A 15,309-nucleotide genomic window follows, 5' to 3' on the forward strand; every position below is an offset into this window, starting at 1 on the left:
GATTCGCAGGCGACAACGCCGTTCTGCGGTGACGAACGAACAGGCGACCGGGCAGATGAGCGTTCTGCTCACGCGAACACATTTCGTCGTTTCGACGCTACTGCCTATCCTCAGACCGTGCCGCCAACCCCCCTCTCCGAGCCCGCACTCCCGCGCTTCTCACCCCCCGGCTGGTCGGGACGCATCGGCGTCGCGCGCAGCGACATCACCGCGCCCGTCGGCATCCGGATGCGCAACTGGGGCTACGGCGATGCCGACATCAGCATCGGCGTGCACGAAGCATCCTCGCTGACCGTTCTCGCGCTCGAGTCGATCGAAGCGGGGGATTCGGACCGCGCAGGAGTCTCGCTGGTGATCACCGCCGACCTCGGCTGGTGGCGCACGATGGAGGACGAGAGCCAGGTGCGCGGTGCCGTGCTCGACGCCGCGGGTCTGACAGCCGATCGGGTGCTGCTGCACCTCACGCACACGCACGCAGGCCCGTCGATCTGTCGCGAGGACGCCGATCTGCCCGGCGGAGAGATCGTGCCGGAGTACCTCGACGCGCTCAGCGCGGCAGCGGCGGATGCGGCCGTCCGCGCGATCGCCGATCTCGCCCCGGCCGACCTGGTCTGGAGCACCGGGGAGCACACCCTCGCCGCCGTGCGCGACGTCGTCCACGACGGGCAGGCCCTGCTGGGATTCGATCCCGACCAGGCGCCCGATCAGACTCTCGTGGTGGGCCGCGCCACCCGGGCGGACGGCACGCTCTGTGCGACGATCGTCAACTACGCGTGCCATCCGACGACGCTCGGCTACGCGAACAGTCACCTCTCCCCCGACTTCGTCGGCCCGATGCGCGGGGTCGTCGAGACCTCCACCGCAGCCCCCTGCCTCTTCCTGCAGGGTGCGAGCGGCGAGCTCGGACCCCGGCAGCAGTACAGCGGAGACCTCGCGCTCGCCGACCGGCACGGGCAGTCGCTCGGCCACGCCGTGCTGGGGGTCCTCCTCACGATGCCCGAGCCCGGAAGCGCGCTCGTGCTGGATGACGTCATCCAGTCTGGCGCTCCCCTCGCGATCTGGGACCCGGTCCCGGCCACGTGGGACACGCGAACACAACGCCTCCAGCGCGACGTTCCGGTCGAGGTGAAGACACTTCCCTCGATCGAGGAGCTCGAGCGCGACTGGGCAGGCATCGACGAGCGCAGTCGCGCGGAGCGCCTGCGGAGGGCGACCCGCCTGCGCCGCACCTATACCGACATGGCCCAGCCCCGGCATCCGGTCTGGGTGTGGCGGTTCGGCGACGCGGTCTTCGTCGCCCATCCCGGCGAGGCGTACTCGGCTCTGCAGTCGACCCTCCGGGCCCGGTTCCCGGACGTGCTGATCGTCGTCATGAACCTGACCAACGGCCCGGGCTGGGTCTACCTCCCGCCTCGCGAGGCCTACCGGGAGGACCGCTACCAGGCCTGGCAGACGATCCTCGAAGCGGGTTCGCTGGAACGGGTGATCGACGCGGCCGCCGAGGCCATCGCCGATCTCGGCTTCACCCCGGCCGCGGGGCGGGCGCGGTGACCGCACTGAGATCGAGCGCATGGTTCGACGGAGACGACGAGGTCGCGCTCGCCCATCGGGTTGCGGTGCGCATGGGCGGCGGCGAGATCGAGCAGGGCGAGCGGCGCCCGATCGTCGCGGTGATCGACACGAGCAGCGACGCGAATCCGTGCAACCTCCCCCTGCGGGAGCTCGCCGAGCACGTACGCCGGGGGGTGACGGATGCGGGCGGCACAGCGATGGTGATGCCGGCGATGTCGCTCGGCGAAGACCTCATGAAGCCGAGCGCGATGCTGTACCGCAATCTGCTCTCGATGGAGGTCGAAGAGCTCCTTCGCGCCAACCCGATCGACGGCGTGGTGCTCCTGACCAACTGCGACAAGACCACCCCCGGCGCACTCATGGGCGCGATCAGCTCCGACCTCCCCACGATCCAGATCATCGGCGGAAATCGTCCCGCCCCCGTGTTCGACGGCCGCGAGCTCGGCACCGGGACCGACCTGTGGCGCGAGATGGATCGGTACCGCAGCGGCGAGATCGACCGCACCGAGTGGCGCAGGTTCGAGGCGTGTTACGCGTGCGGTACCGGGTCGTGCAACACCGCAGGCACCGCGTCGTCGATGGCCATGATCGTGGAGGCCCTCGGGTTCGCCCTTCCGGGGGCGTCGACCGTGCAGGCCGGGCAGGGTCCGAGTCGCGACGTCTCGTACGAGACCGGGAGACGGATCGTCGCCATGATCGACGAGGGACTCACACCCTCCCGCATCCTCTCCGAAGCATCGCTGCGCAATGCCGCACGCATCCTGCAGTCCGTCGGCGGATCGACGAACGCGGTCATCCACCTCGCAGCGATCGCCGGCCGGGCGGGGATCGTCTTCGGTCCCGAGCAGGTGGCGGCCGCGGGCGCCGGCGTGCCGGTGATCGCCGATGTCCAGCCGAGCGGCGCGGGCCTGATGCGCGAGCTCGACCGCGCAGGCGGCGTGCCCTCGCTGGTCTTCGAACTGGGCGATCTGATCGAGCCTGAGCCGGTCACCTGCACGGGCAAGAGCCTGCGTGCATCTGGCAGGGCGCCGCTGGCGGCGAACGAGTCGAGCGCCGCCATCCGCACTGTCTCGGACCCGATCGTCGCCGGACCCGCGATCCGCGCGGTCTCCGGCACGCTCGCCCCCGGGTCCGCGGTGATCAAGGCAGCGGCATCCGACCCGCGCCTCTGGCGTCACCGCGGACCGGCCCTCGTCTTCCACGGGTACGACGAGATGCGCGAGCGCACCCAGGACCTCGACCTGGACGTCACTGCCGACCACGTGCTGGTGCTGAGCGGATGCGGTCCGGTGGGAGTTCCCGGGATGCCCGAATGGGGGATGATCCCGATCCCGAAGCGGCTGCTGCAGCAGGGTGTCACCGACATGGTCCGCATCAGCGACGCCCGGATGAGCGGCACGAGCTTCGGCACGGTGTTCCTGCACGTCTCACCCGAGGGCGCCGTGGGCGGGCCGATCGCGCTCGTGCGCGACGGCGACATGATCAGCGTCGACGTCGAAGCCGGCTCGATCGAGCTCGAGGTGTCGCCCGAGGAGCTCGACCGCCGACGTGGCGAGTGGGTCCCTCCCGTCTCGGCTCACCTGCGTGGATGGCCGCTGCTCTATCAGCAGCACGTCGAGCAGGCCGATCGCGGCGCCGATCTGGACTTCCTCACCGCGCCCACGGCCGCCCACCGACGGCGGGTCGACCCGGTCGTGGGCCGGTCCTGATATCGGGTGCGGGCTCGCATCGGATCGCACCGATGCGGGACGCGTTCGGGCCGAAGCATCCTGCGTCGGAGATCCCTCCTGCCGTCATGCGGGGGAAGTGAGGGAAGAGCCCGTGATCAGGGCGTTCAGTGCGGAGACGGAGGGATTTGAACCCTCGGTCCCCGTAAGGGGACTCCACCTTAGCAGGGTGGTGCACTAGGCCGAACTATGCGACGTCTCCAGGCATCCACCCGCTCGAAACGGTCAGATGCGCCCGCCAATCATAACCGCTGCGCGCGCCCGCGACGAACCGGCGAGGGACGAACCTGCGATGCGGTGGATGCGTCACGCATCCTCCCTTCGCAGGCTCCGCGTGATCAGCCCGAGACGTTGCCCGCCGAGCACGTCTGCTGAGACGCGTCTACACCGGGGATGTTGCTCGGCAGAGCGACCGCGGTCTCGCTCGGCGCGGGCGTCGATCCGTCGGTGGCCACCGGGTCGGGCGTGGCGGAAGGCGTCGGGTTCTCGACGATGACACCGCCCGAATTGTCGGGGTTGCTCGTCAGGGTGATCGGCTGGTTGGCGGCGAGCGCCGCCCACAGTGCATCGGCCGACTTGTAGTCGGGAACGACGCGGTTCGGGTCGTCCGGATCGTCGAACACGGGGTACTGCACGAAGACGATCTGGTCGAACGGAACGCTCTTGACCGCGAGCGCGATCTGCACGAGCGTGACCGGGTTGGTGAGGCTCGTACTGGGAGTGATGTTGTTGACGGCCGTCGTGGCGAGCTTGAGCAGCGTCGCCGGGTTGGACAGCACGTTCTCGCTCACGAGCTTCTGGGCGAGCTTGGACATGTACTGCTGCTGGTTGCTGATGCGAGCCAGATCGCTGCCGTTGACCAGCCCGTGACGGGTGCGCAGGAACTGCAGCGCGTCGATTCCCGTCACGGTGCGGATGCCCGCGGGCCAGTCGATCCCGGTGTCGACATCGCGGATGCCGCCGTTGCCGATGCAGACGTCCACACCGCCGATCGCGTCGGTGATGTTGATGACACCGCCGAAGTTGACCTTCGCCGCGAACGGGATGTTCACGCCGCTGAGGCTCGAGACCGTCTTGACGACGCACGAGAGTCCGCCGTACCCGTAGGCGCTGTTGATCTGCTGGGCGCTCATCGCCGACGTCTGCGATCCGTCGGCGCCCGTGCACGAAGGGATCGGCACGATGAGGTCGCGCGGGAATGAGATGACTGTGACTCGCCGAGGGTTGTCGGAGATGTGCACCAACAGGTTCACGTCGTTGAGCTCACCACCGGAATCCGCACCGGTGCACCTGTCGCCGAAGTATTGGGCGAACTCGGGCAGGCACTCGTCGGTGCCTGCGATGAAGAGGTTCACGCCCCCCTCGATCGCACCGATGTCGGGCGGCGGAGCAACCTGACCTTCCAGATCGACGGCGTTGGCCGCGACCGTCGAGGTCAGCGAATAGACCGAGTACGCCGCGACGCCCCCCACCGAGACGAGCACGACGGCGACGATGACACCGACGATCTTCAGGAACTGAGAGAACGGATGCGGCGACTTCAGGGCCCCGTGACGCGCCACCGGGCGACGGCCGCCCTTGGCGGGTTTCGTCGTCTGACTCACTCGGGACCTCTCGGGGTATGGTGTGATGCGCCTTCAGGAAGCGGAGGGTGTGGGATTCGAACCCACGGGACATTGCTGCCCACTGGTTTTCAAGACCAGGTCCATCGGCCGCTCGGACAACCCTCCCATTAGCGGAACAGTCGTCGAGTCTAATCGACGGGCCTCTGCCCACCATTCTCCCCATCACGGCTGGACAGGTCCTGTGCGGCGCGCCTGCGCATCAGGGGTCCGACGCGTCAGGGGTCCGACGCGTCAGGGGTCCGACGCTTCAGAGCCCGCGGAGAACCTCGGCCACGCCGCCGTCCTGAACCGAGGAGGTCGACTCGCCGGCAGCATCGTGAACCTCCTGCGGACCCTGCGCCATCGCGACCGCGCGGCCGCCGTTCTCGCGCGCCCAGCGGAACATGCCGACGTCGTTGCGACCGTCGCCGATCACCAGCACGTGCGCGGGGTCGATCCCCCGCCATCCGCGGACGAGCTCGAGCGCGGACCCCTTGTCGACCCCCATCGGCGCGATGTCGAGCCACGCGGTCCACCCGATCGCGTACGAGACCTGGTTGAGACCGATCTCGGCGACGAGCTTGGTGAAGTCGTGCTCGGTCTGCCCGGGCGAGACGACGACGACGCGGCTGACCGCCTGGTTCGTCAGCTCTTCGAACTGCACCTCGCGCGCGTCCTGCAGGTTCCAGTCGTCGAGGAACTCCGTATACAGCCGAGCGCCACCCGCGAGCTCGACCATGTAGCGCGCCTCGGGCAGGTGCTGCTTCAGGAGGGTCAGCACCGTCGTCGGATCGAATGTCTCGGTGTGGAACCGCTCGTACTGCGCATCGGGGCCGGTCGCGCCGATCCGCTTCATGATCACGGCGCCATTGGAGCACACGACGTATTCGGGGGCGATGTCGAGGGCGCGGTGGATGTGGCTCGTGCCGCTCCAGCTGCGCCCCGTTGCGAGCATGACCTCGTGCCCGGCCGAATGCGCGTCCCTGACCGCATCGAGCACGCCGGGGCTGAGGCTCTCGTCCTCGAGCAGGATCGTGCCGTCGATGTCGAGCACGATCAGCAGCCGCTCGGTGGCGATCGTCGGGTCAGCTGCGTCCGCCGCGATCTCTTCGACGAGTTCGGCAGCATCCGCCGGTGCGACCGTCTCGACCTGCCCCGTCTCGGGCAGGTGGGCGGGATGCCCCGGCGTATGCGTCACTCGACCGGCTCCATGACCTCGAGTCCGCCGAGATACGGCCGCAGCACCTCCGGGACGGTCACCGAGCCGTCGGCGCGCTGATGCGTCTCGAGCAGAGCGACGATCCAGCGGGTCGTGGCGAGGGTGCCGTTGAGAGTCGCGACGAACGCCGTCTTGGATTTCTCTCCCGCCTCGACGTCGGGGCGGTAGCGGATATCGAGCCGGCGCGCCTGATACGTGGTGCAGTTGCTCGTGCTGGTGAGCTCGCGGTAGGCGCCCTGCGTGGGAACCCACGCCTCGACGTCGTACTTTCGGGCGGCGCTGGAGCCGAGGTCGCCGGCCGCGACGTCGATGACGCGATACGACAGACCGAGGTCCTGCAGCATCCCCTCCTGCATCGCGACGAGGCGCAGGTGCTCGGCCTCGGCGTCTTCCGGAGTGGTGTGCACGAACATCTCGAGCTTGTTGAACTGGTGGACGCGGATGATGCCGCGGGTGTCTTTGCCGTACGAGCCCGCCTCGCGGCGGTAGCAGGTCGACCACCCGGCGTAGCGCTTCGCACCCTTCCCGAGGTCGAGGATCTCCCCCATGTGGAAGCCGGCGAGCGGCACCTCGCTCGTGCCGACAAGGTACAGGTCGTCTTCTTCGAGGTGGTAGATCTCGTCGGCGTGCTGCCCGAGGAACCCCGTGCCCCGCATGACCTCGGGGCGCACGAGCGTGGGCGGGATGAGCGGAGTGAACCCCGCCTGCAGGGCCCGGTCGAGCGCGAGGGTCATGATCGCCAGCTCGAGGCGTGCGCCGATCCCGGTGAGGAAGTAGAAGCGGCTGCCCGACACCTTCGTACCGCGCTCCATGTCGATCGCGCCGAGGAGCTCGCCGAGGGCGAGGTGGTCGCGCGCCTCGAAGTCGAAGGTGGGCGCCTCGCCGTGCGTGCGCAGGGTGACGAAATCGGCCTCGCCGCCCGCCGGGACCCCGTCCACGACGATGTTCTCGATACGGCCGAGCGCGGCATCCGCCGCCTCTTCGGCGACCGTCACGGCGTGCTGCGCGGCTTTGACCTGCTCGCTGAGCGCCTTGGCCTCGGCGACGAGGGCGGCCTTCTCTTCTTTCGGCGCCTGCGCAACGCGCTTGCCGTGCGCGTTCTGCGCGGCGCGCAGCTCTTCGAAGGCCGTGATCGCCGCGCGTCGGTCGCGGTCGGCGGCGACGGCCTCGTCCACCGTGTCAGGAGACTCTCCGCGCGACACCTGAGAGCGCTTGACGAGCTCGGGTCGTTCACGCAGCAGAACCGGATCTATCACCCGTCAAGTCTAGGGGCGGGGCCGCCGACCAGCCCGACTAGGGTTGCCCCATGACCACGCCCTCCCCCGACACGGATCAGGGCGGACGGCAGGCGGCACTCGTCTACAACCCCATCAAGGTGGACAAGACCGCGCTGCGCGCGAGCGTGGAGGCGCTGTCCGCAGAGGCCGGGTGGCAGAACCCCCTCTTCTTCGAGACGACCGTCGACGATCTCGGCGACGGCGTCGCCCGTCGGGCGCTGGAGCAGGGCGTCGATGCCGTGCTCGTCGCCGGCGGCGACGGCACCGTGCGTGCAGTGGTCGAGGCGATGTCGGGCTCGGGGGTTCCGCTCTCGATCGTGCCGAGCGGCACCGGAAACCTGCTCGCCCGGAACATGCGATTGCCACTGACAGACCCGCAGGCGATGATCCGTGCGGCGTTCGAGGGCGACCGCTTGCCGATCGACGTCGGGTTCGCTGCGATGATCCGCCAGGACGGCAGCAGGGAGGACCGCGCGTTCGTGGTCATGGGCGGTATGGGCCTGGATGCCGCGATGATCGCCAACACCAACGGCGTGCTCAAGAAGCGCGTCGGCTGGATCGCCTACGTCGACGGCGCAGCGCGCTCGCTCGTGAAGGCCAAGCCGTTCCGGATCATGTACCAGATTCCGCAGCGGCGCCTGCATTCGGCGCGGGTGCAGAGCATCCTCGTCGCCAACTGCGGGTCGCTCCCCGCCGGCCTCGAGCTGATCCCCGAGGCATCGGTGTCGGACGGCGAACTGGACGTCGTGATCTTCCAGCCGAAGGGCGCGCTGGGCTGGGTCCTCGTGTGGCGGCGAGTGGCGTGGGACAACAGCTTCCTCCGCCGTTTCCGCACCGGGCGGCGCGTGCTCGCGCTGCGCACCAAAGACAATTCGGTGCTCTACGCCCGCGGCGCTGGCGTAGAGGTCGCGGCCGTCGAGGCCCAGCCGGTGCAGCTCGACGGAGACGAATTCGGTCTGGCCACGCGCCTGGAGTGCCGGGTCGTTCCCGGCGGGCTGATCACGATGGTGCCCAGCGGGCACGACACCACAGGGCTCTGACACCGGAATCTGCGTCCGATGCGGGCGAGTGAGCACGCATCGCATGTCCGGGAGACGGTCCCGGCGGCCCCACACCCCCGCCACCTGGCGGACACGCGTGCGAAGCGCAAGCCCTCCGAGACCCGGGCGAGCGGATGCGAGGATGGGGCGGTGACTGGCCCCTCGATCGTGTGGTTCCGCGACGACCTCCGCCTCGCCGACAACCCGGCGCTGCGCGCGGCGCTCGATCGGGGCGAGCCGATCATCGGCCTCTACATCCTCGATGAGGAGTCGCCCGGCATCCGTCCGCTGGGCGGAGCCGCGAAGTGGTGGCTGCACGGATCGCTCGCCTCGCTCGGCGAGCGCCTTCGCGAACGCGGGTCGATCCTCGTGCTGCGGCGCGGACCCGCCGCCGAGGTGCTCCCGCAGGTGGTGGCCGATGTCGGCGCCGGCGCCGTCTTCTGGAACCGTCGCTACGGGGGGGCCGAGCGGGAGGTCGACGCGGCACTGAAGGCGTCGCTCCGCGACGGCGGTGGAGAGGTGTCGTCTTTCGCGGCATCCCTCCTCTTCGAGCCGTGGACGGTGCAGACCGGATCGGGCACGCCCTACTCGGTGTTCACCCCGTTCTGGCGCGCGTGCCTCGCGCTGCCCGCTCCGCGGGCGCCGCTTCCCGAGCCGCGCGAGATCCCGGGGCCGGCGTCGATGCCGGCGGGCGACGAACTCGAGGAGTGGGACCTTCTGCCGACGCGGCCGGATTGGGCCGGCGGGCTGCGCGACACGTGGGAACCCGGCGAGCCCGCGGCGCGCGCCCGATTGCGCGAGTTCCTGTCGGACGACCTCGACGATTACGACCGGGCGCGCGACGAACCCGCCGCAGGTGTCACCTCGGGTCTGTCGCCACGCCTGCGATGGGGCGAGCTGAGCCCCCATACGGTGTGGCACGAGACCGTGTCGGCACGGGCGACGGGAACCCGGGCAGCGGCCGCACAGCGATTCCTCTCGGAGGTCGGCTGGCGCGAGTTCGCCGCGCACACGCTGTTCTTCCACCCCGACCTCGCGACCCAGAACCTGCACCGAGAGTTCGACGCATTCCCCTGGCCTCAGTTGCGGCCCGCGCACCTCGAGGCGTGGCAGCAGGGGCGCACGGGAGTGCCTCTCGTCGACGCTGGGATGCGGGAGCTGTGGCACACGGGCATCATGCACAACCGGGTGCGGATGGTGACAGCATCCTTCCTCATCAAGAACCTGCTGATCGACTGGCGGCACGGCGAAGAGTGGTTCTGGGACACGCTGGTCGACGCCGACACGGCCTCGAACCCGTTCAACTGGCAGTGGGTGGCCGGATCGGGTGCGGATGCGGCCCCGTACTTCCGCGTCTTCAACCCCGAGCTGCAGGCGAAGAAGTTCGATGCATCGGGCGAGTACGTCCGCACGTGGGCGCCCGAGTACGTGGAGCCGGGAGCGGCGACTCCCGCCCCGCTCGTCGACCTCGCCGAGTCGCGCAAGGCCGCCCTCGAAGCGTACGAGCAGGTCAAGCGCGCCTCGCGCTGACGCGGGGCACCCGAGCATCTCGGAGGATGGACGGGCTTCGAGCCGGGCCGGAGGCGCTCTCCAGTCAACACCCGCCCCTCGCGTCCTTCGAGATGTCCGCGATCGGCCGGGCAATCCGCCGGGGGGCCGGGCAACCCGCCGGGCCGGGCAACCCGCCGGGGGGCCGGGGCAACCCGGGGGAATGGCGAACCCCTCGGTGGCGGTTGTCATCCACATGAGCTCCTCCCCGATCGCCCTGTCCGTCCTCGACCTCGTGCCGGTGCGCACGGGCCAGACGAGTGCGCAGGCGGTCGCCGCATCCCTCGGCCTCGCGATACGTGCCGACGCGCTCGGCTATCGGCGGTACTGGTTCGCCGAGCACCACAACATGCCCGCCGTCGCCTCCACGACCCCGCCGGTGCTGATCGCGGCGACCGCGGCACGGACGACCCGTATCCGGGTCGGCTCGGGCGGGGTGATGCTGCCGAACCACTCGCCGCTCGTCGTGGCCGAGCAGTTCGCGGCCCTCGAGGCGCTCGCACCCGGCCGCATAGACCTGGGCCTGGGGCGCGCGCCGGGCAGCGACCAGGTGATCAGCCAGCTCCTGCGGATGTCCGGCACGACGAGCGACGTCGAAAGGTTCCCCGACAACATCCGCGACATCGTCTCGCTCGTCTCGGCAGAGGGCGCGACGGTCAGGTTCTCCAGCGGGGGCACGTACGACGTGCACGCAACCCCCGCTGCCGAAGGCAGCCCCGAGGTCTGGCTGCTCGGCTCGAGCGATTACTCCGCGCAGCTGGCCGCGGCATCCGGTCTGCCGTATGTGTTCGCGAACCACTTCTCGGGCGAGGGGCTCGAACGTGCCCTCGATCTCTACCGCACGGGGTTCCAGCCGTCGGCGACGCTCGCGGCGCCTCGGACGTTCCTCACGGCGAACGCGATCGCCGCGTCCACCGCCGAAGAGGCCGAGGCGCGGTCGCTGCCCAACCAGCGCATGATGGCGCGGCTGCGCACCAATCGCCCACTGGTGGCCATGGAGTCCGTCGAGGAGGCCATCGCCGGAGCATCCGACTTCGACGGTCTGGCCGAGTCGATCATGGCGTCGGCACGGGCGAAGTGGTTCGTCGGCACCGGGGCCGATGTGGCGTCGGCGCTCTCGGCGTTCGCGGCCCGTCACGGCGTCGAAGAGGTCATGATCTCGCCGATCGCGGGCGCCTACGAGGGCGAGCCGATGGATGCTGCGACCGGCCGCACGCAGACACTCGAGCTGATCGCAGCGGCACAGGCGGCGTAGGCGCCCGGACCGAGCGCTTCCGCGGATCTCTTCGGGGCGCGGTCAGGCCTCTTCGACCGGAGCGCCGCTGAGCAGGCCGCGCAGCCAGTCGCGCGCCTCGACGAACACGTCGTCGGCATAGCGCTCGGGGTAGTGCACGACGGCGCGGTCGGCGCGGGGGTACGAGCCGAGGAAGATCACACGGGGGCTGAAACGGCGCAGGCCCATCAGGGCGTCCGCCATCCGCTCGTCTTCGATGTGCCCGTCGGCGTCGATCACGAAGCGGTATCGGCCGAGCGCATCGCCGATCGGGCGCGAGGCGAGGAGTGACAGGTTGATGCCGCGGGTGGCGAACTGCTCGAGCAGCTCGAGGAGGGCGCCGGGGTGGTCCTCGGGCAGTTCGGCGATCAGCGAGGTCTTGTCGGCCCCGGTGGGCGGCGGCGGCGCGACAGTGCGACCGACCAGCACGAACCGGGTCACGGCGGCAGGGTTGTCGCCGATGCGCTCCGCGAGGAGCTCGAGGTCGTGGTGCTCGAGCACTCCAGGGGCGGCGATCGCGGCGTCCGCGTCGCTCGTGCCGTCCAGCAGGCCCAGTGCGCTGGCGATGTTGCTCGCCGACGGCAGGTGCGCGTGCGCGGGCAGCTCGCGGCTCAGCCACTGCAGGCACTGCGCGTAGGCGACGGGATGCGCGGCGATCAGCGAGACGTCGGCGAGCGTCGCGCCGGGCCGTCCGACGAGCACGAAGTTCACCGGGACCAGGTACTCGCCGATGATGCGCAGGCCCCCCATCGTCGCAAGTGCGTCCTGCGCGGTGGAGACACCGCCGTCGACCGAGTTCTCGATCGCGATCATCGCCGCGTCGGAGCGCCCCTCGACGACGTCGGCCAGCGCCTCGCCGACGTTGCGGACGGGTCGCCAGTGCTGGTCGCGCGCCTCGGGAACCTGCGCCAGCGCCGCTTCGGTGAACGTGCCGGCCGGTCCGAGGAAGCTGTACGTGCGGCGGTTCGGCGTTTCCGTAGGGTCCGTGGTCACGGGGGCCAGCCTATCCGCGTGCACAACGCAGGATCGGCGCGCACCGAACGGGCACTCGCTCCCGGATTTCCGCGGGTGGCGGGCAGCGACGTGCGCATTCGTCCTGCGTTGTGCACGCCGGGCGGTGAAGACGCGGCTCTGCACGGGTGCCATCCGGCCTGTGAAGCGGCAGACTGGGACGCATGAGCCGCGCAGGACAGCCCGCCCAAGCATTCGACCTCATCGACATCGATGAGCTGATCGCCGCCTACTACGACCGGCACCCCGACCCGAACGTGCCCGAGCAGCGCGTCGCGTTCGGCACCAGCGGGCACCGGGGCTCGTCGTTGTCGACCAGCTTCAACGAAGACCACATCCTGGCCACCACCCAGGCGATCATCGACTACCGCAACGGCCAGGGCATCGCCGGTCCCCTTTTCCTCGGGCGCGACACGCACGGACTCTCGCGCCCGGCCGAGCGCAGCGCGATCGAGGTGCTCGTTGGCAACGGCGTCGACGTGCGCATCGACGCCCGTGACTCGTGGGTGCCGACGCCGGCCCTCAGCCACGCGATCCTCGCCTACAACCGCGACAGGGCATTGGATGACCCGGCCCGCTCGGACGGCATCGTCGTGACCCCGAGCCACAACCCTCCGCGCGACGGCGGCTTCAAGTACAACCCACCGAACGGCGGGCCGGCCGACACCGACGCGACCGGGTGGATCGCGAACCGGGCGAACGAGCTCATCGCCGCCGGGCTCGAGGGCGTGCACCGCACGCGCTTCGCCGACATCGACTTCGATGCCCTCGGTGAATACGACTTCCGCGAGGCGTACGTCCGCGACCTCGAGAACATCATCGACATCGACGCGATCAAGAACGCGAAGGTGCGGATCGGCGCCGACCCGCTCGGCGGGGCATCCGTCGAGTACTGGGCGCTCATCGCCGAGCACTACGGACTCGACCTGACCGTGGTCAACCCCGACGTCGACCCGACCTGGAAGTTCATGACCCTCGACTGGGACGAGAAGATCCGCATGGATCCTTCTTCGCCCAGCGCGATGGCCTCACTGGTCGCGAAGCGCGACGACTACGACATCCTCACCGGCAACGACGCCGACGCCGACCGGCACGGCATCGTCACCCCGGACGCGGGGCTGATGAACCCGAACCACTACCTGGCGGTCGCGATCGACTACCTCTATTCGCATCGCGAGGGGTGGCCGAAGGACGCTGCCGTCGGCAAGACCCTCGTCTCCTCGATGATCATCGATCGGGTCGCGGAGTCGCTCGGCCGGCCCCTCCTCGAGGTGCCGGTGGGATTCAAGTGGTTCGTCCCGGGGCTGCTGGACGGATCCGTCGCATTCGGCGGCGAGGAGTCGGCCGGCGCGTCGTTCCTCCGCAAGGACGGCACCGTCTGGACGACCGACAAGGACGGGATCCTGCTGTGCCTGCTGGCCGCCGAGATCCTCGCGGTGACGGGCAAGACCCCGTCGCAGCGGTACTCCGAGCTCGAGGCCGCGTACGGAGCATCCGTCTACCAGCGTGTGGATGCCCCGGCCACCCCCGCGCAGAAGGCGCGACTGGCGAAGCTGTCACCGGATGCCGTCACCGCGACCGAGCTCGCCGGCGAGCCGATCACGGCCAAGCTCTCGCACGCCCCCGGTAACGGCGCGGCGATCGGCGGCCTCAAGGTGCAGACGGAGCACGCGTGGTTCGCCGCCCGCCCGTCCGGCACGGAGGACGTCTACAAGCTCTATGCCGAGAGCCTGCGCGGGCCCGATCATCTGCACGCCGTGCAGGAAGAGGCCCGGGCCGTCGTGGCCGAAGCCCTCGGAGACTAGCGCGATTCGCCGGGAAGGCGAGCGGCCAGCACCGCGCCCGCCGCGCGGAGCCAGCGGGCGGAGTCGGACATCGCGGCGTCAGGCGACCCGGCGAGCCCGGTGAGCGACGTGGATGCCGCGAAGGCGGTGGTCGCGGCATCCGGGCTGATGCGCCCCGCCACGAGCATCACAGGCACGCCCGCTGCGGCGGCGAGCGCAGCGACGTGCGACGGGGCTTTGCCCGCGGCGGATTGACCGTCGAACGCGCCCTCGCCCGTGACGACGACGGATGCCCCGCTCAGCGCCGCGGGCAGTCCGATCAGATCGGCCACGGCCGCCGCGCCGGGGACGAGGTGGGCTCCCCACGCGAGCAGGGCGTAGCCGGTGCCGCCCGCCGCGCCGGAGCCCGGGAGGTCGGGGTCGACTCCGACGAGGGCCGCGAACCGCGCCAGGGCCGCGTCGAGCGGCGCGATGTCTGCGGCGGCGACGCCCTTCTGCGGACCGAAGACGGCGGCGGCGCCCGCCGGACCGACGAGCGGGTTGGTGACGTCGGTCAGCACCGTGACCCCTCCGGGCGGGAGGGGCGGAAGCCCGGACAGGTCGACGTCGGCGATGCGGGCGAGTCCGCGCGCACCGCGCGGCACGGGGCGGCCATCGGCGTCGGTGATCCGCGCGCCGAGGGCCGACAGCATCCCGACGCCGCCGTCGGTCGATGCGCTGCTGCCGATGCCGACGACGAGGCGGGTCACGCCGTGGGCGAGGGCGGCGGCGATGGCCTCGCCGAACCCGGCCGTATGCGCGTCGAGCGGGAGCTGCCGACCGCCGAGCAGCTCGATCCCCGACGTGGCGGCCAGCTCGACCAGCCCCGTTGCGCCCGACGACGCGCTCGACGACGCGCTCGACGACGCGCTCGTCAGCGGCAGCAGGAGCCAGGATGCCTCGACCCGCGCGTCGTCCGGACCCGTGACGACGACGGGCACCCGCCGTGCGCCGGGCACGGCGGCGGCGAACGCAGCGAGCGTGCCTTCGCCGCCGTCGGCCATGGGCCGAAGGACCACTTCGTCGCCCGGCCGTGCGTCGTGCCAACCGGATGCGACGGCGGCGGAGGCATCCGCCGCAGAGATCGAGCCCTTGAAGCTGTCGGGGGCGATCACGATGCGGCTCACGGGCCCACCGTAACAACCGGGCCATCCGCGCACGGTAATCTGGCGCGCGCACCCCGCGCGCCGATCAGCGAGAACCCGCATCGCCGCG

General features: G+C 70.4%; 11 protein-coding genes and 2 tRNA genes. 6 read left to right on the top strand and 7 right to left on the bottom strand.

All coding sequences use genetic code 11. The features are described 5' to 3' along the window. The first annotated feature begins 117 nt into the window (after window positions 1-117). The gene (locus tag F6B43_RS11925) at window positions 118-1,551 is read left to right on the top strand and encodes a hypothetical protein (protein ID WP_150449145.1); all 1,434 of its coding nucleotides are present in this window, start codon (window positions 118-120) and stop codon (window positions 1,549-1,551) included. Further along, complete coding sequence (locus tag F6B43_RS11930) at window positions 1,548-3,281, top strand: dihydroxy-acid dehydratase (protein ID WP_150449146.1); 1,734 nt, start codon at window positions 1,548-1,550, stop codon at window positions 3,279-3,281. Before F6B43_RS11925 ends, F6B43_RS11930 begins: the two co-directional genes overlap by 4 nt. Before the next feature lie 131 nt (window positions 3,282-3,412). Here the strand turns inward: F6B43_RS11930 and F6B43_RS11935 are convergent. From F6B43_RS11935 to serS, 5 genes are all read right to left on the bottom strand, one after another. Beyond that, a tRNA-Ser gene (locus F6B43_RS11935) sits at window positions 3,413-3,501 on the bottom strand. A 136-nt stretch (window positions 3,502-3,637) separates the two neighbouring features. Beyond that, window positions 3,638-4,903 carry an LCP family protein gene (locus F6B43_RS11940; protein WP_150449147.1) on the bottom strand — a complete coding sequence of 422 codons (1,266 nt, stop codon included), beginning with the start codon at window positions 4,901-4,903 and terminating at the stop codon, window positions 3,638-3,640. 41 nt (window positions 4,904-4,944) lie between these two features. Further along, window positions 4,945-5,029: transfer RNA gene (locus F6B43_RS11945), tRNA-Ser, on the bottom strand. 142 nt (window positions 5,030-5,171) lie between these two features. After that, window positions 5,172-6,101, bottom strand: coding sequence for an HAD family hydrolase (locus F6B43_RS11950; RefSeq protein WP_211368123.1), 930 nt, complete (start codon window positions 6,099-6,101; stop codon window positions 5,172-5,174). Beyond that, window positions 6,098-7,378, bottom strand: coding sequence for a serine--tRNA ligase (gene serS, locus F6B43_RS11955; RefSeq protein WP_150449148.1), 1,281 nt, complete (start codon window positions 7,376-7,378; stop codon window positions 6,098-6,100). The genes F6B43_RS11950 and serS overlap by 4 nt, the downstream gene beginning before the upstream one ends. Before the next feature lie 50 nt (window positions 7,379-7,428). On the opposite strand from serS, the gene F6B43_RS11960 reads away from it, so the two are divergent. From F6B43_RS11960 to F6B43_RS11970, 3 genes are all read left to right on the top strand, one after another. Beyond that, a complete protein-coding gene (locus tag F6B43_RS11960) occupies window positions 7,429-8,439 on the top strand; it encodes a diacylglycerol/lipid kinase family protein (protein ID WP_150449149.1) in 1,011 nt (336 codons plus the stop codon). 150 nt (window positions 8,440-8,589) lie between these two features. Further along, window positions 8,590-9,969: a cryptochrome/photolyase family protein gene (locus F6B43_RS11965; RefSeq protein WP_246159922.1), complete on the top strand. Its 1,380-nt coding sequence runs from the start codon at window positions 8,590-8,592 to the stop codon at window positions 9,967-9,969. Between the two features lie 214 nt (window positions 9,970-10,183). Further along, window positions 10,184-11,242 carry an LLM class flavin-dependent oxidoreductase gene (locus F6B43_RS11970; RefSeq protein WP_150449151.1) on the top strand — a complete coding sequence of 353 codons (1,059 nt, stop codon included), beginning with the start codon at window positions 10,184-10,186 and terminating at the stop codon, window positions 11,240-11,242. Window positions 11,243-11,284: 42 nt separating this feature from the next. Here the strand turns inward: F6B43_RS11970 and pheA are convergent, their stop codons facing one another. Next, a complete protein-coding gene (gene pheA / locus F6B43_RS11975; protein WP_150449152.1) occupies window positions 11,285-12,253 on the bottom strand; it encodes a prephenate dehydratase in 969 nt (322 codons plus the stop codon). 182 nt (window positions 12,254-12,435) lie between these two features. Between pheA and pgm the strand changes: the two genes are divergently transcribed. After that, a complete protein-coding gene (gene pgm / locus F6B43_RS11980; RefSeq protein ID WP_150449153.1) occupies window positions 12,436-14,076 on the top strand; it encodes a phosphoglucomutase (alpha-D-glucose-1,6-bisphosphate-dependent) in 1,641 nt (546 codons plus the stop codon). Here the strand turns inward: pgm and F6B43_RS11985 are convergent. Beyond that, window positions 14,073-15,221 carry a glycerate kinase gene (locus F6B43_RS11985; RefSeq protein WP_150449154.1) on the bottom strand — a complete coding sequence of 383 codons (1,149 nt, stop codon included), beginning with the start codon at window positions 15,219-15,221 and terminating at the stop codon, window positions 14,073-14,075. The two genes, pgm and F6B43_RS11985, sit on opposite strands and share 4 nt — an antisense overlap. Window positions 15,222-15,309: the final 88 nt, after the last annotated feature.

It is taken from the genome of Microbacterium rhizomatis (assembly GCF_008710745.1).
Taxonomy (GTDB): Bacteria; Actinomycetota; Actinomycetes; order Actinomycetales; family Microbacteriaceae; genus Microbacterium; species Microbacterium rhizomatis.